Source organism: Cellulomonas sp. P1_G12_2 (assembly GCF_056405535.1).
Map to the genome: position 1 here is coordinate 27735 of NZ_JBFUBX010000012.1, position 21241 is coordinate 48975.

Annotated in this window: 16 protein-coding genes and 1 pseudogene; 5 read left to right on the plus strand and 12 right to left on the minus strand. The window is 73.6% G+C overall.

All coding sequences use genetic code 11. From position 1 onward, the window contains the following. Positions 1 to 54 precede the first annotated feature (54 nt). Positions 55 to 2874, plus strand: a complete 2820-nt coding sequence (locus AC1DXT_RS20650; protein ID WP_477063149.1) for a SpoIID/LytB domain-containing protein — start codon at positions 55 to 57, stop codon at positions 2872 to 2874. On the opposite strand, the gene AC1DXT_RS20655 is transcribed toward AC1DXT_RS20650, so the two are convergent. The 5 genes from AC1DXT_RS20655 to AC1DXT_RS20675 all read right to left on the minus strand — a co-directional run bounded on the left by AC1DXT_RS20655 (position 2871) and on the right by AC1DXT_RS20675 (position 8012). After that, positions 2871 to 4451 (minus strand): DUF2142 domain-containing protein, encoded by a 1581-nt coding sequence (locus AC1DXT_RS20655; RefSeq protein ID WP_477063150.1) that lies wholly within the window; start codon positions 4449 to 4451, stop codon positions 2871 to 2873. The genes AC1DXT_RS20650 and AC1DXT_RS20655 overlap by 4 nt on opposite strands. 115 nt (positions 4452 to 4566) lie before the next feature. After that, the gene (locus AC1DXT_RS20660; protein ID WP_477063151.1) at positions 4567 to 5592 is read right to left on the minus strand and encodes a glycosyltransferase family 2 protein; all 1026 of its coding nucleotides are present in this window, start codon (positions 5590 to 5592) and stop codon (positions 4567 to 4569) included. A 7-nt stretch (positions 5593 to 5599) separates the two neighbouring features. Continuing rightward, complete coding sequence (locus AC1DXT_RS20665; RefSeq protein ID WP_477063152.1) at positions 5600 to 6853, minus strand: lipopolysaccharide biosynthesis protein; 1254 nt, start codon at positions 6851 to 6853, stop codon at positions 5600 to 5602. After that, on the minus strand, positions 6850 to 7275 hold the full coding sequence (locus AC1DXT_RS20670) for a DUF2304 domain-containing protein (protein ID WP_477063153.1): 426 nt from the start codon (positions 7273 to 7275) through the stop codon (positions 6850 to 6852). Before AC1DXT_RS20670 ends, AC1DXT_RS20665 begins: the two co-directional genes overlap by 4 nt. After that, complete coding sequence (locus AC1DXT_RS20675) at positions 7272 to 8012, minus strand: glycosyltransferase family 2 protein (RefSeq protein ID WP_477063154.1); 741 nt, start codon at positions 8010 to 8012, stop codon at positions 7272 to 7274. Before AC1DXT_RS20675 ends, AC1DXT_RS20670 begins: the two co-directional genes overlap by 4 nt. A 114-nt stretch (positions 8013 to 8126) precedes the next feature. Between AC1DXT_RS20675 and rfbD the strand changes: the two genes are divergently transcribed. The 4 genes from rfbD to AC1DXT_RS20695 are packed head-to-tail and all read left to right on the plus strand — an operon-like array spanning position 8127 to position 11461. After that, positions 8127 to 8972: a dTDP-4-dehydrorhamnose reductase gene (gene rfbD / locus AC1DXT_RS20680; RefSeq protein ID WP_477063155.1), complete on the plus strand. Its 846-nt coding sequence runs from the start codon at positions 8127 to 8129 to the stop codon at positions 8970 to 8972. A 25-nt stretch (positions 8973 to 8997) separates the two neighbouring features. Then, a complete protein-coding gene (locus tag AC1DXT_RS20685) occupies positions 8998 to 9498 on the plus strand; it encodes a GtrA family protein (protein ID WP_477063156.1) in 501 nt (166 codons plus the stop codon). Next, positions 9495 to 10541 (plus strand): glycosyltransferase, encoded by a 1047-nt coding sequence (locus AC1DXT_RS20690; RefSeq protein ID WP_477063157.1) that lies wholly within the window; start codon positions 9495 to 9497, stop codon positions 10539 to 10541. Before AC1DXT_RS20685 ends, AC1DXT_RS20690 begins: the two co-directional genes overlap by 4 nt. Beyond that, on the plus strand, positions 10526 to 11461 hold the full coding sequence (locus AC1DXT_RS20695) for an NAD-dependent epimerase/dehydratase family protein (protein ID WP_477063158.1): 936 nt from the start codon (positions 10526 to 10528) through the stop codon (positions 11459 to 11461). The genes AC1DXT_RS20690 and AC1DXT_RS20695 overlap by 16 nt, the downstream gene beginning before the upstream one ends. A 46-nt stretch (positions 11462 to 11507) precedes the next feature. On the opposite strand, the gene AC1DXT_RS20700 is transcribed toward AC1DXT_RS20695, so the two are convergent. The 7 genes and pseudogenes from AC1DXT_RS20700 to AC1DXT_RS20730 all read right to left on the minus strand — a co-directional run. Further along, complete coding sequence (locus AC1DXT_RS20700; protein WP_477063159.1) at positions 11508 to 12950, minus strand: glycosyltransferase family 39 protein; 1443 nt, start codon at positions 12948 to 12950, stop codon at positions 11508 to 11510. 39 nt (positions 12951 to 12989) lie between these two features. Further along, positions 12990 to 15263, minus strand: a complete 2274-nt coding sequence (locus AC1DXT_RS20705; protein WP_477063160.1) for a hypothetical protein — start codon at positions 15261 to 15263, stop codon at positions 12990 to 12992. Beyond that, on the minus strand, positions 15260 to 16270 hold the full coding sequence (locus tag AC1DXT_RS20710; protein WP_477063161.1) for a glycosyltransferase family 2 protein: 1011 nt from the start codon (positions 16268 to 16270) through the stop codon (positions 15260 to 15262). Before AC1DXT_RS20710 ends, AC1DXT_RS20705 begins: the two co-directional genes overlap by 4 nt. Before the next feature lies 1 nt (position 16271). Beyond that, positions 16272 to 16889, minus strand: coding sequence for a dTDP-4-dehydrorhamnose 3,5-epimerase family protein (locus tag AC1DXT_RS20715; protein ID WP_477063162.1), 618 nt, complete (start codon positions 16887 to 16889; stop codon positions 16272 to 16274). A 94-nt stretch (positions 16890 to 16983) separates the two neighbouring features. Further along, positions 16984 to 19674 (minus strand): N-acetylmuramoyl-L-alanine amidase, encoded by a 2691-nt coding sequence (locus AC1DXT_RS20720; RefSeq protein WP_477063163.1) that lies wholly within the window; start codon positions 19672 to 19674, stop codon positions 16984 to 16986. 40 nt (positions 19675 to 19714) lie between these two features. Continuing rightward, on the minus strand, positions 19715 to 20968 hold the full coding sequence (locus tag AC1DXT_RS20725) for a glycosyltransferase 87 family protein (RefSeq protein ID WP_477063164.1): 1254 nt from the start codon (positions 20966 to 20968) through the stop codon (positions 19715 to 19717). A gap of 14 nt (positions 20969 to 20982) precedes the next feature. Continuing rightward, positions 20983 to 21241: pseudogene (locus tag AC1DXT_RS20730) on the minus strand (glucose-1-phosphate thymidylyltransferase); the annotation flags it as partial.

Here is a 21241-nt window from a genome sequence, read left to right on the forward strand (position 1 = left end):
ACGGTGCTCATCGGTCCGACGCCGGCAGGCGATCCACAGGCGACGGGGAGTGACGTGCGACGAGTGATCCGTGGGATGGCGATGGCGGCCGGGCTCGGTCTTGTCGTCGTGGCCTCCGTGCTGCCCGCGCTCCCTGCCCGGGCGGCCGAGGAGGTCGTCACGCTCCCGGCCTCGGGCTCGTGGTCCGTCGAGGGGCGCGGCTGGGGACACGGGATCGGGATGTCCCAGTGGGGCGCCCAAGGTGCCGCGCTGCAGGGGCTCACCGCGGAGCAGATCCTCGACTTCTACTACCCGGGCACCACGCGCTTCGACATCGGTCAGGACTATGCGCTGCGCGTCCGGCTGTCCGCTCTCGGCGGGGCGTCCGCGACGTTCGGGCCGGTGACCGGGTCCTCGCTCGTCGTCGTGGACACGGCGTCGGGGCAGTCGGTCACCGCGGCGCCCGGGGCGCGCATCGTCGTCGCGAAGACGGCGGCGGGGTTCACCGCCACCGCCGTCCTGGGCGGTGTGCAGACGCCGCTGACCCTCGGGTCGGCGACGACCGTGACCGGGCCGGTCGACGTCCGTGACGTGGCCGGCGGCCAGGCGTGGGCCTACCAGGCGTCGGGGGCGGGCGTGCGCTACCCCGCCACGCTGCGCTCGAACGCCACCGGGACCGCCTCCCTCGAGGTGGTCGCCCACGTGCCCATGGAGCAGTACCTGCGCGGCGTGGTGCCCCGCGAGTCGTCGTCGGGCTGGGCGCCTGCCGCGCTGCAGGCACAGGCCGTCGCCGCCCGCTCGTACGCCCTGGCCGTGCGGGCCGGGTCGGGGACCGCGGACCTCTGCGACACCACGGCCTGCCAGGTCTACGGCGGCGCTGCGTCCTCGACGGCCGCGGGCGCCGTCACCGAGCTGTACGCGTCGACCACCGACGCCGCGGTCCTGGCGACCGCCCGGATCGCGCGCTACTACGGCGGAGGCCCGGCGTTCACGCAGTTCTCGTCGACCAACGGCGGCTACTCGAAGGTCGGCTCGCGGCCGTACCTCGTGGCCAAGCCGGACCCGTACTCCGGCACCGCGCCGGGCGACACCCGGACGCGCTGGACGGACACCCTGACCGTCGCGAGGGTGCAGCAGTCGTGCCCGGCAGGCGGGACGTTGCAGAGGATGGTCCTGACCCGCGACGGCCTGGGTGACCTCGGCGGCCGGATCCTGTCCGCGCGGCTGGAGTGCACGACGGGCACCGCGACGATCGCGACCCCCGCCTTCGGCCTGCTGTCCAGCTGGTGGCGCCCGACGTCGGTCGGGGTGCCGCGAGGCAACCTCGAGGTGGCGGTCGGCACGGTCGGCGGTGTGCGGGTGAAGGGCTGGGCGCTCGACCCCGACACGACCGACCCGGTGACGGTCCGCGTGACCTACGGCGGACAGACCCGCAGCACCGTCGCCCGGCTCGAGCGTGCGGACGTCGGCGCGGCCTTCCCCGGATCGGGTTCGCTGCACGGTTTCGACGAGACCTTCCCCGCCTCTGCCGGTCCCGTCTCCGTCTGCGTCACGGTGGTGAACGTCGGGTCGGGGACGGACCTGAGCCTCGGGTGCGCCTCCGTCACCGTGTCCGCCGGTGCCCCGTTCGGTTCGTTCGACTCGGTGGCCGCGGCCCCGGGCAGCGGCAGCCCGGGCGCCACCGTGGCGGCGCAGGGCTGGGCTGTCGACCCTGACGCCCCCACGGCACCGGTCTCGGTCCAGCTGCTGGTGGACGGCGTGCTCACGGCGACGGCGACGGGCAACCTCCCGCGCCCGGACGTCGGCGCGGCGCTGCCCGGGGTAGGTGACTCGCACGGGTACCGGCTCACCGCGACGGCTGCCGCAGGCCAGCGCGAGATCTGCGTGCGCGCGGTGGACACGCCGTCCGGGTCGGCCGTGACGCTGGGCTGCCGGACGGTCACGGTGCCCGGTGGACCGCCCCGCGGCAACGCGGAGGTCATCGTCGGCGACACCGGCGGCGTGCGGGTGGTCGGCTGGGCCCTCGACCCTGACACGACCGATCCTGTGTCGGTGCGCGTCGACGTCGCCGGCACCAGCCGGACCGTCCGCGCCGACGGGACCCGCAACGACATCGCGGGGGCGTTCCCGGGCTACGGATCCGCCCACGGGTTCTCCGCGGTGCTCCCCGTGGCGGCCGGCACCCACGTCGCGTGCGTCACGGCGCTCGACTCGACCGGGGGTGCGGGCGTCGCGCTCGGCTGTGCGACCGTCACCGTCGCGGGCGGAGCGCCTCGCGGCAACGTGGAGGTCGTCGCCGGTCGGCCGGGCGGCGTGCAGGTGTCGGGATGGGCGCTCGACCCCGACACGACGGGCCCGATCTACCTCTGGGCCGACGTCGACGGCGCCAGCGGACCCCTGCTCGCCTCGGGCCGCCGGGCGGACGTCGGCGCGGCGTTCCCCGCACTCGGCGCCGACCACGGGTTCTCCGCGATGCTCGCCGCCGCCTCGGGGCAGCGCACCGTCTGCCTGACGGCCCTCGACGACGGCGCCGGGCCGCACACCGAGCTCGGGTGCTGGCGCGTCACCGTGCCGGGCGGGTCGCCGGTGGGCAACCTCGAGGTGGCCAAGGGCACCCCCGGCGGGGTCCAGCTCACCGGGTGGGCGCTCGACCCCGACAGCACGTCGTCGCCCTACTTGTGGGTGGAGCTCGACGGGCGGGGCCAGTACATGCTCGCGTCGGGTGAGCGGGGCGACATCGCGGCGGCCTTCCCGGGCTACGGGAGCCGGTTCGGGTTCAGCGGCACCGTCGTCGCGCAGCCGGGTTCCCGCACGGTGTGCGTCACGATCGTGAACGGTGGTGTCGGAGCGCACACGTCGTTGGGCTGCCGGACCGTCGTGGTCCCGGCGGGCTAGCCCACGCTGGTGAGCTCGGCCGGGGCGGCCGCCGCCGGCGGGAGCGCGGCCGACAGCGGCTCGAGCAGCGCCACGTCCCGCTCGTCGGCCGCGTACCTGACCGCGACGGCGAGCAGCGCGCCGACGAGCACGGCATAGACCGCCACGGCGGGCACGAAGCCGAGCGGTGACTCCCAGCTGGGGGAGAAGGTCACCCACTGGCCGTCCGAGCCCTCGGCATACCGTCGAGCGGCCCAGTAGAAGGCGAGGACGTGGCCGGCGGCAAGCATGAACCCGGTGGCCCTGGCCAGCCCGCGGTGCAGGACGGGCGACGTGTGGATGGATGCCGTCACCAGCGGGACCGCGAGCAGCGGCGCACCAACCGCCAGCGGGAGGACGTAGCGGCCCTGCCACACCATGCCCGCGGCCTCCGCGGTCGGCACGGTGAGCGCGATGGGGACCACGACGACCGCGAGCAGGAGCGCGCCCAGCGCTGCCCGCCCGCGCCGGGCACCGGGGAGCACGAGCGCGACGAGCAGGACGACGGCGGCGGCTGCAAACCAGGCGAGCACGGTCGGGAAGGGGGAGGCGGTGTCGAGCCACCCGAAGTTGCCGACCATCTGCTCGAGGAAGTCCTGGGTGGCCAGCAGCATCAGGGCGATCACGAGCCGGGGCGCCGCCAGCTCGGGGAAGAGCCCGCTGGTGGTGACCACGTCGCTGTGGGACGCGAACCAGGCCAGTGCGAGGGCGGCGACGGCCAGGGCAGCGGGCGCCGCGGCGCGCACCGACCGGGTGCGAGCCAGCCGCCGCACCGTGCCGGGACGCGCGGCCACCAGCGCGATCGCGACCACGAGGACCGCCCAGACGGGGCCTGACGTGCGGACCAGGACCAGCACCGCGCCCGAGACCACCGCCTGCACCACGACCGACGTGCGCGCAACGGCGCTGCGACCCAGCTCCAGGCAGGCGGCCCAGAACGCGAACCCGGCCGCGATCTCGAGGCCGTTCGGGTTCACCGTGCCGGCGAGGAACAGGACCATCGGCGTCAGGGCGACAGCGGCCGCCCAGAGGCCGGCGACCCGACCGGTTCCCCGGACCGTCGTCGCCACCCCCCACAGGATCAGCGCGCCCCCGAGCAGACCGCTCACCAGTCGCATCGCGTAGACGGCGGCCTCGCCCTCGAGGAACAGGGAGGGCCAGCCGACGAGCGCGTAGTAGAGCGGCGGGTACTGGCCCGCGTACGTGATCGCGGTCGTGGGCCCCGCGCCGCGTTCGGGCATGCCGGGCTGGCAGTCCGCCGACTCCTCGTCGTCGAACCGGTAGCAGGTCGCCAGGTCCTCGGCCGCTCCGAGGTCGGACGGCACGTCGACGTAGGTGGGTGCACCGGGCGTCATGGTGTCGACCGGAGCGGCGCCGACCTCGCCGCCGAGCTGCCCTCGCACGACCGCCGCGGCCTTGATGACGTGGCTCGGCTCGTCGGGCGACGCCATCAGCGGCATCGCGAGCGACCAGGCCGCGATGATCGCGAGCACGAGGCCCGCGGCGACGGGTGCGAGTGGGCGCCGGTGCGCGCCGGGCAGGATCGTCCCTGGGCTCACGTCTGCGCATCCTTGCGGCTCGTCGGTCGGGCCGGCGAGGCGCGCGGCGAGGGAATACTAGCGGGTGCTCCTGGACGGATGTCCTGCTCTCTCGCAGCCGTGGGGCACGGGCTGCTCAGAGCAGCCTGCGCACCGTCCGCCAGTACGCGCGCAGCAGCGCCTCGGCGAGACCGCCGCCGGGCGGCAGCGGGAACTGCGCCGGGTCGAACCGGTCCGTCAGGAGCCAGGCGAGCTCCTTGTCGGAGACCTCACGCGTCGCCTGGACCTCGCGCCGCCGTTCCCGGACCCAGGTCAGGTGGGTCGCGATCCAGCGCCAGCCCCGGACCTTCTGCCGACCCCAGCCCTGCGCGACCGCGATCGCGGTGATCGCGAGCTCGAACCCCAGCAGCGGAACCGCCAGCAGGGCCAGAGTGCGGGCCTCGTGGCAGGTTGCCAGGAACAGCAGCCGGTTGCGCTCGACCAGGTACATCTTGAGCGGGCTCCGCCCGAACTCGTAGTGGTGCACGGCGACGGCCGAGGGCACGTACTCCACCCGGAGCCCACGCTGCCAGCAGCGCCAGCTGATCTCGAGGTCCTCGAGGTACGCGAAGAACGGCACGGGAAACCCCCCGAGGTCCCGCCACGTGCTGGTCCGCGCAGCCATGCAGGCGCCGCTCACGCTGGCGACGGGGACCTGGCGCTCGTGGGACGTGACCGGGTCGCCCATGCCGCCCGCCCACGAGAGCCCGAGCACGTGCACCGGGTTACCCACCGAGTTGACCGTGGCCGGGTCGTCCGCGAGCCGGATCTGCCCGCTGACCAGCCCCACGGCCGGGTCCTCGAGAGCCGCGGCGAGCTGAGGCAAGGCGTCGGGCGCGACGATCGCGTCGGAGTTGACCAGCGCGAGCACCGGGCCGCGCACCTGCGCCACACCGAGCTCGACGCCGCCGGTGAACCCCAGGTTCTGCGCCGGTCGCAGCACCCGGACACGGTCGTCCGCGGGCAGGGTGCGGACCGCGTCGCTCGTGCAGCCGTTGTCCACGAGCACGAGCTCGACGGTCGGGCCCTCGGTGGCCAGCACGGCGGCGACGGCGTCGTGCAGGTACGGCTCGTCGCCGTACGCGAGCATCACGACGGACAGGTCGGGCGGGGGCGTCGTCATGTGGGCCTCACCATCGAGCGAGCGTGCGGCGGACGGCGGCTGCCGCCGCGACGAGGGCCGCGCCCGAGCCGATGACGAGCGCCAAGGCGACGCGGGCCGTCAGGGGGAGCGGGATGAGCAGGGCCACCAGCAGCGCGACCAGGCCGATCGACCACGCGCCCGTCGCGGCGGCGTCCCGGCCGCGGGCGAGCAGACCCTGCACCAGCACCTGGACGTTCATGAACAGCGCCGCGGACGCCGCGAGCAGCGCGATGTCCCCCCGGCCGATCTCGAACTCGGGGCCGAAGAGGAGCCGGACGGCCTGGGGGCCGACCAGCGCGGTGGCGCCGATACCCAGGACCCCGATCGCCGCCGTGACCAGGGACGCGGTCCGGAGGGCGGCGACGAACGCCGTGCGCTCGTCGCGAGCGACGTACCGGGCGAGGCGAGGGAGGAAGACGGCCTGGACGGCGGCGAACAGGAAGAGCGGGATGCGCGCGACGGTCAGCGCGTTGACCAGGTTGGCCGCCGTGGTCTCCTCCCCGGGACCCTTGAGCAGCTGTGCCGCGACCGGGCCGGCGTTCGCGAGGGCCTGCGACGTCAGGGAGGCGAGCACCAGCGGCATCATGACCGCCGCCACCCGGGGGCCGGGCCCGCGGGACAGGACCGGGCCGGTCCGGATCATGGCCAGGCCGGTCGCGACGATCGGGGCGATCCCGAGCACGGCACCGAACCAGAGCGCGTCGTCGACCCCGTTGGCGGCCAGCACGGCGGCCCCCACCACCCGCAGGGCGCCATCGACGGCGAGCTGGAGGCCGTACCGGGGGAACCGGCCCGTGCCGGCGAGCACGCCGCGCGCGAGGTAGGCCAGGGCCATCCCGACGAGCGACCCGACGAAGGCCCATGCGATGCCCGGCTGGCCGTCGAAGACCACGTCGGTGATCCAGGTGTTCGCCAGCGCGACGACGCCCGCCACGACGAGCAGCGAGATCCCGGCGTACCTCGCGGGCACGCGCAGGGACGGAGCTGTCGGGTTGCCGAGGGACCGTCGCGCGGCGATGCTCCGCCCGGCTTCCTGCTCGACCGGCAGGTAGAGGCCGATGCCCAGGGCGTTGACCAGGGTCCACAGGAGCGCCAGCGCGGTGTACGGGGCGCCGAGGCCGAGGGTCTGCGCGGCGATCGCCAGGAAGGCGAAGGAGGACAGGCCGTAGACGCCGATGCCCACGCCGACCCACAGGATGCTGCCGGGGACCCGGCGCACCAGGGATGTCGCCGAGGTCACCGTGAAGCGTCCCCGCCGCCACCTGCGTCGTCGTCGGTCTCGAGCGTGACGCTCGAGACGTCGGGCTGCGGGTCGTGCGCCGCACCCTCGACCGTGTCGACCCGGCGTCCCAGCAGCGCGAGCTCCTCGGCGATCGTGCGCGTCTCCTCCTCGAGCGACGAGATCTCGATGCTCAGCTGGATGCAGACGAACAGCAGGACGATCAGGCTCGAGGCGAACAGCAGGTTGCTGGGCGTCTCGACGCCGACGAACTTGGCGAGCCCGAACAGCACGCCCGGGAACGCGCCGAGCACGATGACGACGACGAGCACGACGAGCCAGATGGCCGCGTACTTCTCCCGGAGCCGTCGCGAGCGCAGCAGCCACACCAGGAAGCCGAACGTCAGCGCACAGAGGGCGAGCGCGAACGGGTAGCCGCTCATCGGACCGCCTCGCCGGGCAGCGGTGTCCCGGGCCGGGTCAGGGCCACGGCGAGCGCGAGGCCCGCGCGGAGCAGGAAGATCGCCGCACGCACAGGGCTGTGCGACGGCTCACCGCCGGCTCGTGGCCGCATGGAGACGCCGACCTGCCTGATCGTCAGCCCTGCACGGTGCGCGATGACCAGGGACTCGACGGTGTCCCCGAGGTACTCCGCGGGGTAGTTGCCGGCGAAGAGCTGCACCGCGCGGGGCCCGGAGATCTTGAACCCCGACGTCGTGTCCGTCAGCCGGGTCCCGACGAGCCGGGAGAGCACCGCGGACAGGCCGGACATCGCCCAGCGCCGCGGCCCCCGGGCCTCGTAGGTCCCGGTCCCGGCGAAGCGGGCGCCGATGACGACGTCGGCCTCCTCGTCGGCGATCGCGGTCAGGAGGTCCCGGACGTTGCGGGGGTCGTGCTGGCCGTCCGCGTCGAGCTGGATCACCGCGTCGTACCCCTGCCGCAGCGCGTACTTGAATCCGGCGCGCATCGCGCCGCCGACGCCGAGGTTGACCGGGAGATCGAGGACGGCGACGCCGCTCGCGCGAGCGACCGCCGAGGTCTGGTCCGTCGAGCCGTCGTTGACCACGAGCACGTCGACCTCGGGCAGGTACTCCTGCACCTCGGCCAGGACGGCGGGGAGGGCGATCTGCTCGTTCCACGCGGGGAGGACGACGAGGACGCGCGAGATCGGGCTGGGCACGCGGAGCACTCTAGTCGACGGGCCAGGGCGCCGACGGCGGCCCCACGGCCGCGCCCGACTACCCTGTCCAGCGGACGGATCGACTCCGTGACCCACGAATGAAGGAGTGACACCGTGCAGTGGTTGGTGACCGGCGCCCGCGGCATGCTCGGCCAGGATCTGGTCGCGCAGCTGCGCGGACGCGGCGACGACGTGACGGCGCTCGACAGGGCGGAGCTCGACGTGACGGACCTCGCCGCGGTGCTCGAGGCGGTGGGCGGCCACGACGTGGTGGTGAACTGCGCGGCGTGGACCGCGGTGGACGACGCGGAGGCGCAGGAAGCCGCGGCCTTCACGGTCAACGCCGTCGGGGCGGCAAACCTCGCGCGGGGCGCCGCGCGTCACGGAGCCCGCATGGTGCAGGTGTCGACCGACTACGTCTTCGACGGTGTGGCCACGACGCCGTACGCGGCGGACGCGCCGGTGCTGCCCCGCTCGGCCTACGGACGCACCAAGGCCGCGGGCGAGTGGGCGGTACGGGCCGAGGCTCCCGACCACCTCGTCGTCCGCACGGCGTGGCTGTACGGCGCGGGCGGTGCGTGCTTCCCCAAGACGATCGCGCGGGTCGCCCGGGAGCGCGGCGGCCTGGACGTCGTCGACGACCAGGTGGGTCAGCCGACGTGGACCGCGGACCTCTCGGACCTCATCGTGCGCCTCGTCGTCGCGCAGGCGCCCGCGGGGACCTATCACGGGACGTCGTCCGGGAGCACGTCCTGGCACGGGTTCGCGCAGGCGGTCGTCACCGCGGCCGGTCTGGACCCCGACATCGTGAAGCCCACGACGAGCGAGGGCTACGTCCGGCCCGCCCCGCGGCCGGCGTACTCGGTGCTCGGGCACGACTCGCTGAGCGCCGCGCACGTCGAGCCCATCGGCGACTGGGCGGACCGGTGGCGGGCGGCGGCCGGGACCGTGCTGTCGTGAACGCTCCCGTCGGCGCGGTCGCCCGATGACCGACCACGAGGTCGTCGTGCCCGCCGGGGTTCGGGTCGAGCGACACGGCATCCGCCGGCTGCTGGCAGCCGTCCGCGGATCGGTGCTCGGGCGCTTCGCCTCCGTGGGGATCCTCAACACCCTCGTCGACCTGGGCCTGTACGTCCTGCTGTTCTCGCTCGGCGTCGGCCCGGTCCCGGCCAACCTCGCATCGACGTCGGCCGGCCTCGCCGTGAGCTTCCTCGGGAACAGCCGGTACGTCTTCCGCTCCACCGCGAGCCGGCGCCGCCAGCTCCCGCTGTTCCTGCTCGTGGCGGGGATCGGGATCTGGGCCGTGCAGCCCGCGGTGATCCTGGGCATGACCGCGGTGCTGGAGAGCGCGGGTGTCGACGAGCCGGCGGTCGTCGGCGTGATCAGCAAGGTCGTCGCGATCGGGGTCGCCGCCGTGTGGAACTACGTCTTGTACAGTCGCGTCGTCTTCCGCGACCGCGGCCACGAGCAGGGAGGTGCCGCGTGAGTGCCGGACCGACGCAGCCGGGGGTCGCTCCGGCCGACGAGGTCGAGGTCAGCATCGTCGTCCCCGTGTACCGCGGCGAGGTCACGCTCGCGGACGTGGTCACCGAGCTCGAGCCCCTGACGCGGACCACGACGACCCCCGACGGCCGGACGTTCCGCGTGGTCGAGGTCGTGCTGGTCTGGGACAACGGTCCGGACAAGAGCGACGACGCCATCCGACGGCTGGCCGCCGAGCACGCCTGGGTCCGGCCGGTCTGGCTCTCGCGGAACTTCGGGCAGCACCCCGCCACCGTCGCCGGGATCGCCGCGACTCGCGGCGCCTGGGTGGTCACCATGGACGAGGACGGCCAGCACGACCCGGCGGACATCGGCCGGATGCTCGACGTCGCCTACGGGTCCCGCTCCGCGCTCGTGTACGCCTCGCCCGTGAACAAGGCGCCGCACGCCGCGTTCCGCAACGTCGCCTCGAACCTCACCAAGGGTGTCGTGCTGCGCTGGCTCACCGGACCGACCGCCGTGCCGTTCCACAGCTTCCGCCTGATCTTCGGGGAGCACGCACGGGCGGTGTCGGCGTACTGCGGCCCCGGCGTGTACCTCGACGTCGCGCTCGGCTGGGTGATCGGCGCGGTCGCCACGTGCCCGGTGACCCTGCGCACCGAGGGTCGTGAGGCGGCGGGCTACAACCTGCGGCGGCTGCTCTCGCACTTCTGGCGGCTGGTGCTCTCCACCGGCACCCGGCCGTTGCGTGTGGTCTCTGGGCTCGGTGTCATCACCGCGGTCCTCGGGCTCCTGCTCGCGCTCTTCCTGATCGTGCAGCGCATCGCCGGCGCGGTCGACGTCGCGGGCTGGACGTCGACCATCGTGGCCGTCCTCCTGGTGGGCGGGATCATCCTGCTGGCCCTCGGCGTCATCGCGGAGTACGTCGGCATGGCCGCCGGCATGTCGATGGGCAAGCCGCTCTTCGTCGTGACGTCGGACGCGTTCGCCACCCTGGACCGGCGGACACCCTCGAGGCCGTCGGACCCGCCGTGGACCTCTGGCTGATCGGCGCGGGAGGTCTGCTCGGCTCCGCGGTCGCACGCGTCGCCGCGGGCCGGCACCGGGTGCACCCCGCGGGCGCGATCCCGTGGAGCGACCCCGAGGCGAGCTCGGCCGTCCTGGCCGAGCAGCACGAGCGGTTCCACGCGTCGCGTCGACCGGGCGCGCCGTGGGGCGTCGTCTGGGCTGCCGGCACCGGTGTCGTCGCCTCCACGCCAGAGCAGCTGGCCGCCCAGGAGCGGGTGCTGCTCGATCTCGCCACGCAGGTCGCGGCACGCTCCGACGACGCGGGTGCCTTCCTGTTCGCGTCGTCCGCGAGCGTCTACGGCGCCGGAGGCCGCTCCGAGTACACCGAGGCGGACGTCGCGGTCCCCGTCGGCCCGTACGCGACCGCCAAGCTCCGCCAGGAGGAGCTGCTCACCGCGCTGTTCTCGGCGCCGACGGGCCCGCGCCTCGCCGTCGCCCGCATCACGACCCTGTACGGACCCGGCCAGAATCTCGGCAAGGGCCAGGGGCTGATCAGCTCGATGTGCATGGAGGTCATCCGCCGCGGCGTCATCTCGCTGTACGTGCCGATCGACACGGCCCGCGACTACGTCTACACCGACGATGCCGCGGCCCTGTGCCTGACGCTCCTGGAGCGTGCCGCCGGACCGGGGGAGCAGGGGCCGATGATGCGCATCGTCGGCAGCCACCGGGCGTCGACCGTGGGGGAGCTGGCGCACCTCGTGCAGGCGGTCGCGCACCGGCGCACCCACGTCCGTCAGGTGCAGACGGCGCTCGGCGCGTTGCACGTGCCCCGGCTGGCCGCGAGGACCACCGACGCGGAGCTCGTCGCGATGCCGCGCACCTCCCTGCCCGCGGGCATCGCCGCGGTGCACGCGGACGTGCTCCGACGGCTGATCAGCGGCTCGCTCGCCGCCTGACGGCGACCCGCCTCACAGCGACCCGTCCGGACAGGGACTCGTCCGGTCAGACGAGCCGGACGACCGAGAAGACCACGGCGACGACCGCGAGGGCGCCCCCTGCCAGGACGGCGGTCCGGGTCCGCAGGCCCGCCGCGGTGAGGACCGCCATGATCGGCACCAGCGCGTATCCGTACCGGGCCGGCGGCGGCACGTACACCGACTGCGCGTAGAAGCTCAGCACGATGAAGAACGACGCGCCCGTGATCCCGGTCAGGAGCGTCGCCCACGCGAGCACGCGCTCGCGCAGCGGCCGCAGGCCGTAGATCGCGGCCGCGAGGAAGCCGGAGGCCAGGAGCAGGCCACCGATGCGCTGGAGGACCTCCGTCAGCTCACCGCGCCCCACGGCCGTCCACGGGCTCGAGAGCGGCGTCAGCCAGCTGCCGAGGAAGCTGACCAGCGGCCAGAGCGACAGCTCGGTCGCCTTGAAGCGCTGGTTCATCGGGATCGCGTCGAGGTTGCCGTGCGTCATCGCACCCTGCACCACGAGCCACCCGCCGGCCACGACGACCGCGGTCGCCGCGAGGGTCACCCCGCCGATGATCCAGCCCCGCGGCGTCACGCGGGCGCCCGGGTCGTCCACCACGGCCGTGGAGGTGACGTAGGCGGCGTCCTCGGCGGCCGGCTGGGCCGGAGGTGCTCCGCGCGTCGCGCGCCAGCGGCCGATGACCAGCCGGAGCAGCATGTACAGACCGATCGCCACGAGGACCGTCACGTTCGTCATCTTCATCGCGAGCGCCAGGACGCCCACGACGGCGAGCACCGGCCATCGCCGGGACGGTCGCTCCTCCCACCACAGGGCAGCCAGCAGCGCGCCCGCCCCAACGGCGAACGTGGCGGCGTCCGGGGTGATCGTGGAGCTGGGATACACCACCGCGGGGACGCAGGCGAGGACGACGAGCACCGACGTCAGCGCCCATCGCCGGGCACCGAGTCGCCGCCCGGCGGCGTAGGCGAGCAGGAGCCCGCCGGCGAGCCACACGGCGCCCGCCAGCCGACCGGCGGTCACCAGGTTGTCGGCAGGTGTCAGGGCGAGGATCGGCAGCGCGAGCAGGTGCGTGACCGAGTAGTAGAGCGGGGTGTTGGCGGACGCGGTGTTGTAGCCGTCCTCCTGGAAGTCGCCGGGGGTGTAGTCGGCACCGGGCCGGCAGGCCGGCAGCTCGAAGCCGGGAAAGTCGAGGCCGCGGCACGCCTCCTCCTGCATGGCCTCGTCGTCCACCCGGTCGCCCGGGGCCACGAGCGACGGGCTCTTGTAGAGGTAGTCGATGTGCTGGAGCTCGTCGACCGGGCCGACCAGCGTGTACGCCCGGACGTGCAGCCCGACGGACAGGAACGCGGCCAGCACGATCAGCAGGGGCGGCAGCACCACAGGGACCCACGCCGGGAGGCGAGTGGTCGCCCGCGGGGGCGCCGGGTCGCGCAGGTCGGTGGTCTCGGTGGTGCTCGTCACGATGTCCTCAGGAGGGTCTTCGGGCCGGAATGCCGGGGGTCAGGCTACCGGGGTCGACTGGGTGGACGGGTCAGGATCGGTCGGAGACGCCGGGCGGCGGCGCGCCCGCAGAGCCAGAGCACCCGTGACCGCGGCCCACGAGACCATGCCGACGACGCCCGCCCAGAACAGCAGCCAGGCCGTCCTGAGCCCCGGGGTCACGTAGTCGACGGTCAGCTGCCAGGAGCCTGCCGGGAGGTCGGCCGCGATGTTGCCGGCCCGCGCGATCGTCAGTGGAACGTCCTGGCAGGCGCCCCCGTCCGTGGCGCAGAGCGTGCCCTCCCACCCGACGTACGAGGCCTCGTTCAGCTGCACGGGACCACCCGACGTCGTGACGTCGTAGACGAGGTGGCCGGGCGCGTACTCCACGGGCTCGACGACGAGGTCGTCGCCGCACTCACCGCTCGCCTCGCAGTCGCGCAGCGCCCGACGGTTCGGCACGGTGTCGGCGTCGCCGGAGATCACCACGCCCCCCGCCGCGTAGAGGGCCAGGGCGTCTTCGCTGGTGGCGGGGTCCTCGTAGGCGTGGAACAGCCTCGTGAACGACTCGAGCCCCTTGAGGTTGGCGTACCCGCCCACCGAGGCGATGCCGGTGTAGTACGCGGTGTTCCACATGTTCTGCGACTCGAGGAACGGCACCGGCCGCTGGGTCTGCTCGGTCCGCGGTGGTCGGTGCTGCGACGGCACGACGGCGCTCAGGGCCACGGTGGCCGGGTCCTCCCGCGCCGCGATCATGCTGTCGACCGTCCGGCCCCACGTCTGCAGCTCGATGGCCTGCCGGTCCGCACGCCAGGGGCGGGTCGTGGAGTACGCCCACGAGACGCCGGAGACGACGGTGAGCGCCACCAGCGCGCCCGCCACGAGGCGCGTGTCGGGCACCAGCACGCGCCACCGCGGGCTGCCGACGCCCACGAGCACCGCGACGAACAACGCCGCCGTCGCCAGGATCGTCCACGGCGGCACCCAGCGCGGCGCGCTGAAGGCTGCCAGCTGGCCGATCAGCGCCGCGCCGAGGAGCAGGCCCGCGAGCATGGTGAGCGCGACGGGCCGACGCCACGCGAACGCCCAGGCGGTGCCGGCGAGCCGGCGGGTGCCGTCCTGGTGCACCGCGCGGGAGAGTGCCACGAGCGCCATCAGGAGGACGGCCGCCAGCAGGAGCGGCCGGTAGTCGCTGAACCGGAAGCGGCTGAGGTCGAAGCCGGGGAGCGCGTCGAGCGCGTGGAACCACGGCCAGATCGGCAGCGACACGAGGGCGCAGAACGTCGCCGTCGCGGCGGCGGTACGGACACGGGCATCACGCCACGGGACGAGCGCCAGCAGCGCGACGACGGTCGCCGGCAGGAAGTAGGAGCGCATCGACATGTCGGTGGGCAGGTTCTCCCCGTCGTACGGGAAGAAGACGGTGCCCAGGATGCCGAGGTTGAACACCGACAGCTCGGAGGTGGTGGGCGAGCCCGCCCCTCGGACGAGGACGGCGGGGAGGAACTTCAGGGTCGCCATCAGGCCGCCGAGCACGACCGCGGTGAGCATGGGCAGGAGGTACTCGCGGAGCCGCGGCCGTACGAGCAGCTGCGTCATGGCCACCCACACGAGGCCGGCGTACACGAACGCGACGACCATCCCGGGGTAGATGCCCACCATGGCCTGGAACACCATCACGGCCGCGAGGGGAACTCCCCACCAGCGCTTCCACGGCCACACCGGCGACAGGACGAGAAGGATCCACGGCGCCCAGGCGTACCCGCGGACGATGTCGAGGTGCTGGGCGTTGGCGAAGTACCCCGGGGCGAAGAACCCGGCGACGAGACCGAGCGTGGCCGCGACGCGACCGAGCTCCCACCGGCGGGCCAGCACGTAGAACCCGAGCGCACCGAACGCCACGTGCAGGGCCTGGATGATCGCGGCGACGTGGTTGGTGTAGTCGACGATCGACGCCGGGATGCCGAGCGGCAGGTACCAGGAGGACGTCTGCAGCGCCACGGCCTGCGGATATCCACCCCACGTGTACGGCATCCACTCGAGCGGGTGCACGAATCCACCGTCACGCCACCAGGCGAACGCCTCCGCGTTGTAGCCGCCCATGAAGTCGAACTGCGGGCTCACGTCGCCGCGGAAGAAGCCCAGGAAGAGCAGCGCCTCGAGCAGGACGAGCAGGCCGACGACCGTCGCGATCTCGGGCAGCCGGGCCCGCAGCCGCGCGCGCAGGGGTGCCCGCTGGACAGAGCGCTCCGTCCTGGGGTGGACGTCGGTCATCGGTGCGGCGGCGGCGTTCACGAGTCGGCTCCTGCGGAGGCTGGGAGGCTCGCCGCGGTGGCGTCCTCGGTCGTGGTGGGGACCGGGCCGGTGCGGCGGCGGGCCGCATCGACGACGGCACGGGTGATCAGCCGGGCACGCCGTACGCGCGGCGCGACCGCGAGCACGTAGAACCCGGAGTACTTGGTGATCCAGGCGGCGTAGCCCCAGCGCCACGCCACCGGCAGCAGGCCGGAGCGGACGAGCAGGAGCGTGTTGCGGACCATGTAGTAGTTGCGCACCGGGGAGTGCACGTGCACGTCGCGCTCCCGGCCCGGGATGCGCTGCGTGCGGTCGCCCAGCGAGTGCTCCAGGTGCGCGCCGACCACAGCGAACAGGTCGTAGCCGGCACGCCGCGCCCGCAGGCCCCACTCGAGGTCGATGTGGTCGATGAACCAGCCCTCGTTCATGGGCCCGACGTCGTCGAGGACGCGGGCGTCGATCAAGCAGCCCGACGCCAGGAGGAAGACCGCGTCGATCCGCGCACCGTCCGCAGCAGGAAGGTCGGCGCGACGGGGACCCCAGCGGCGGGCCGCGAACACGAGGATCGCCCCCGGGTTGCGCTCGTCGACGATCACCGGCCCGACGGCCCCGACCGGGCGACCGGCTGCGGACACCGGGGACCCCACGAGGTCGGTGACGAGGCGGTCGACCATGTCGGACGCCGGGCGCGAGTCCTGGTCGGAGAGGAGCACGTGCGTCGCGCCCCGCTCGCGGGCCCGGGCGATGCCGAGGTTCTGGGCGGCGGCGATGCCCAGGTTGCTGCCGAGCGCGACGACGTCGTCGTCCGACCCGGCGAGCAGGGCGCGCAACGCGTCGACGTCCTGCGGAGCGCTCCCGTTGTCGATGACGAGCGTCAGGTCGACCTGGGGGCGCAGAGCCGCGAGCAGGGCTGCGGTCGCGGGAAGGTCGGGACGGTAGGTGACCACCACGGCCACGATGCGGCGCGGCTCGTCGACGCGGTCGTCTCCCGGGCTGGGAGCCGTCATGTCAGCCCCGGAGCGAGGCGAGGTGGGCGTCGACCGCCTCGAGGCTGGGCAGCAGGCCGTCGGCCAGCGCCTGCTGCAGCGTCGGCGCCGCGAGGTCCTTCTCCGACAGCTGCGGGGTCAGGGGCGACCCGTCGCGCGCGGTCGTCGGCCAGGCCACGGCGATGTCGGCGTCGAGCGGGTGGATGCCGTGCTCACGGCCGGGCGAGTAGCCCGTCGAGCACAGGTAGACCACTGTGGAGCCGTCCTCGAGGGACATGAACGCGTGGCCGAGACCCTCGCTCAGGTAGATGCCGCGGCGGTCGACGTCGTCCAGGAGCACGGTGTCCCACTGGCCGAAGGTCGGCGAGCCCACCCGGATGTCGACGACGACGTCGAGCACGGCACCGGACACGCACGTCACGTACTTGGCCTGCCCCGGGGGGACGTCGGCGAAGTGGATCCCCCGGACGACGCCCGCCGCCGAGACCGAGCAGTTGGCCTGCTGGAGGTCGAGAGCGTGACCGACGGCCTGCTCGAACGCCTCGGCCTTGAACCACTCGAGGAACACTCCCCGCGGGTCTCCGAACTGCCGGGGCGTGATCTCCCAGGCGCCAGGGACGGTGAGCTCGCGGTACTCCACGACGGGTTCCTCTTCTCGGTCGGGCGGCGACGTCGGGCGGCGACGACGACGGGTCAGCCTACCGGCCCGGGTGACGGTGCCTGCCCGATCGGCCTCAGCGCGTCAGCACGCGGCAGCCGAGCTCGGGGTTGCCACCTGCGGGCACGTTGATGGCGTACGCGCAGAGCCGGTGCGTCCCCGCAGGGAACGTGACGGTCGCCTCGTAGCCGTGGTTCGTCGTCGAGAAGTACCGCGCGAGATCACCTCGCTCCCGGTCCGCGAGCACGGGTGTCCCACCCGAGTCCACGTACACGTGCACCCAGATCGGCGCGGTGGTGTCGGGGTCGACGGCCCAGCCGCTGACCGTGGCGACGCCCTTGCCGTTCACAGTGCTCAGCGCGACGGAGTCCAGCTGTCCGACCGGGGGCCTGTCGACGATCGTGACCCGGCGGCAGCCGAGCGAGGGGTTGTCCCCGGCGGGGACGTTGATCGCGTACACGCACACGGTGTGCGTGCCCGTCGGCACCCGCACGGTCACCTCGAAGCCGTGCTCGGTCGACGGGAAGTAGCGGGCCAGGTCGCCGCGCGGTCGGTTCGCGAGGGTGGGCGTGGCCCCGGAGTCCACGTACACGTGCACCCAGATCGGGGCGGTGGTGTCGGGGTCGCGCGCCCAGCCGGTCAGGGTCGCCGTGCCCAGCCCGAGGACCACCGAGTCGACCTGCCCGACGGGGGGCCGGTCGGGCATGGTGACGTCGCGGCACGAGATCGCCGGGTTGTCGCCGGGCGGCACGTTGATCGGGTACACGCAGAGCCGGTGCGTGCCAGCCGGCATCGACACGGTCACCTGGAAGCCGTGGTTCGTGGTCGAGAAGTACCGCGCGAGGTCGCCGCGCTCGAGGTTCGCCGTCGTCGGCGTCCCGCCCGAGTCGACGTACACATGGACCTGCAGGGGCTCGGGGGAGTCCGGGTCGAGCGCCCACCCGGTGACCGTGGCGGTCCCGAGCCCGAGCACGACGGAGTCCACCTGACCGACGGGCGGTGCGTTCTGGATCGTCATCCAGCGGCAGCCGAGGAGGCGGTCGGCGCCCTCGCCGATGTTCGTCGCCCGGACGCAGACCGCGTGCGGACCTGCGCTCGCGGGGATCGTCACCGAGTACCCGTGCCGTGACCCGCTGCCGGGGAAGGCCGCACCGACGTCCGGCCGGTCGATGTCCGCGGCGACGCTGGTCTCCACCCCATCCACCGCCACGCGGACCGTCAGGGAGGCGGGCGAGTCGGGGTCGATGATCCAGCCGCTCACCGTGAGGTTGCGCGACGTGGTGGTGTGCCCGTCCCACGACCCGAACGGTGTGCTGTTCGACGCCGCGTCGGTGAGCGCCGACACGCGCGCGCGGATGGCTCCGAGCTGGTTGTACAGGAGCTGGCCGGGGCACGACGTCAGCTGGGCGTCGCGGTGGCCGAAGATCGTCGGGAACACCACGACCGTCCCTGCGGGGTACTTCGACGCACCGCCGCCCGAGACCATCGCGACGTTCGCCGAGCCGAAGATCCGGTGCATCGCGAACTTCCACGCGATGGTCCGGCTGATCGCCTCGGTCATGGCGCCCGTCGGGGCGACCGTGTCATAGCTGCCGATCGCCGAGACCGCGAACGTCCGGGAGTTGAATCCGCCCGTGTGCACGCCCACGACGTCGACGTCGACGCCGCCGGCCCGTCCCTCCCACACGCGCCCGAACTGGTCGACGAGGAAGTTGTAGCCGATGTCGCACCAGCCGCGGCCACCCGCCGCCTCGGGGCGTGTGTGGTACTCGTAGAAGCCGCGGATCAGGGCCGGCACGTCGGCGGCGCTGTAGCTCGTGGTCGAGGCCGTGTGGTGCACGGCGGCCGCGACGACCTCGGTCGACAGGTCGGGGCGGCAGGTGCGCAGCGACTCGTCCGCACCCCAGCCGGACCGCGGGATGATCGTGGGGGGCGGGGGTGCGGCCGCCTGGACATAGGCCGCGTTCCGGGTCTGCGCCGCACCGGTCGCCGCCGCGGGCTGGGCGTCGCCGGCCTGCTCGCCCGGGTCGATGAGCACGGCCTCGAGCCCCCGGACGTCGCCGGCAGCCGACTCCGCCCAGATCTGCAGGCCGTCGGCGTGCAGCGCCACGATCGCGTCCGTCGCCCCGCGCGTGCCCGACCTGGCGGCGTCCGGCGACCCCGGGTCCGGGCTGATGTCCGACGCCGCGACCGCCTCCCAGTCGCTCCACACGTCCGCCTGCCTGGTGCGGTACCGGATGACGACGTCGTCACCGCTGGGAGCCTCGTCCCAGGTCACGCCCAGGACGGAGAACGCGGCCGTGTCCATGGGGGCGGTCAGCACGTCGGGGGCCGGAGGGGGACCCGTCGGTGCCTCGGTCGTCGCGGGGGGCTCCGCGAAGGGCACCCGACCCGTCTCGGGCGGCGCGACCTCCTCGGGCTGCTCAGTGGGCGGCGCGACCTCCTGCGGCTCGTCCGTCGGCGGCACGACGGTGTCGGGCTCCTGCTCGGCAGGCGGGACAGCGTCCCCTGACTCCGGCTCGGTCAGCGGCGCGACGTCCACGGACTGCTCGGCGGGCGGCGGGGCGGACCCGGGGAGGGTGGACAACGCGGTCGCGTCCACGCCGGTGAGCGAGAGCTCCACGGTCGACCCGTCGGACGTGGGCGCAGCTGTGCTGCTCGCGGGTGCCTGGGCCGCCCGGGTCGCGGGCAGAGCGGACGGACCGGCAGCACCCACCAGCAGGGTGGCGGCCACGGTCATGGTGAGCAGCGGGAAGGTCGGTGTCACGGCAGGCCTCTCGACCACACCAGCACACCACGCGGTGGCACTAGTCGCGGGAGGACACTCCGGGAGCCGTCGACCCGGCGTCGGGGAGGCCGAGCAGGGGCCGCGCCGACGTCCGCATCGCGACGAGGGAGAGGGCGACCACCCACACGACGGCGATGAGCTGCAGGAAGGCGGCGGCGCGCAACGGCATCACCGGGTCGTTGAAGAGGAACTGGGAGTACGCCGTCAGTGCCGTGACCTGCAGCAGGAGAGCCGGCACCACATACCTCCTGTCAAGCAGGATGCAGAGCAGGGTGAAGACCCCGCCGGCGTAGAAGTAGCGGTCGTGCATCTCGGGCAGCACGAACGGCACCACCACCCCGATCGCGGCACCCACCTGGAGCAGCCAGGTCTCGGGTGCGGCCAGGAGCGGCCCACGCCTCAGGTAGAGCGCGCACAGGAGTGCCACGACGCCGAGCGCGAAGAAGACACCGGCCGGGAAGACCGTGTCGAAGAAGAGCTGCGGCACCCACTGGTACATGTTCGTGACGTTGGCGGCCAGGACCGGCTGCGTGCTCGTCTGCTCGGCGTAGATCCCGGCGAGCGAGGCCACGGACCGCCCAGCGAGCAACGAAGGCAGGTAGGTGAGGAGGAGTGCACCCACGCCCGCCGCCACCGCCCGCCACCGGTGCCGCTGCACGATGAACGCGACGGCCATCCACGGCAGGAAGAACAGCGCCTGCAGCTTGAACGAGAACGCGAGCCCGAAGAGGACCCACGCCGGGACGTCACGGCGCCGGAGGAGGAAGTACATCGCCCACACGAGCAGCGACGTGTAGATCGCGTCGACCTGGCCCCAGAAGGCCGAGTTGAGGAACACCTCGGGGACGAACAGGATCCCGACGCCCGCGAACGCGGCGACGAAGATGCTGCCGCGCAAGCGATGGGCGATGGCGGCGACCCCCAGCGCCAGCACCACGTCGAACGCGCCGGCGACGAGCTTGACCACCGTGAGGTCGTACTCGACGGGCAGGAAGGTGCCCAGGTACAGCAGGTACAGGAAGGGCGGGTTGTAGTTGGCGAAGTCCGTGCCCAGCGCAGCGAACCCCTCGGCCCGCAGCGTCTCGAGCCACGGCCCCATGTAGTACTCGTAGTCGCCGGTCGAGTTGGGCGCGAGCGCGTACCGCATGCCCACCGCCGACGCCAGGGCCACCGCGAGGAGCAGCCACTGCTGCCAGGTGGCCCCGTTGTCGGGGTCTCGCAGGAGGAGTCGTCGGCGGCCGCGGGCGGGCGGCGACGAGGGCGTCTCTCCCACGGCCCGCTCGGCAGTCAACGCGCGTCGGTCTCGAGCAGTCCGAGCAGGTAGGACCCGTAGCCGGACTTGACGAGCTTCTCGGCGCGTTCGCGCAGGGCGTCGTCGGTGAGGAAGCCGCGCCGCCAGGCGACCTCTTCGGGGGAGCCGACCTTGAGTCCTTGGCGGTGCTCGATGGTGCGGACGTAGTCGGAGGCTTCGAGCAGGGAGTCGAAGGTGCCGGTGTCCAGCCATGCGGTGCCGCGGGGCAGGACCTCGACCTGGAGGCGGCCCTGC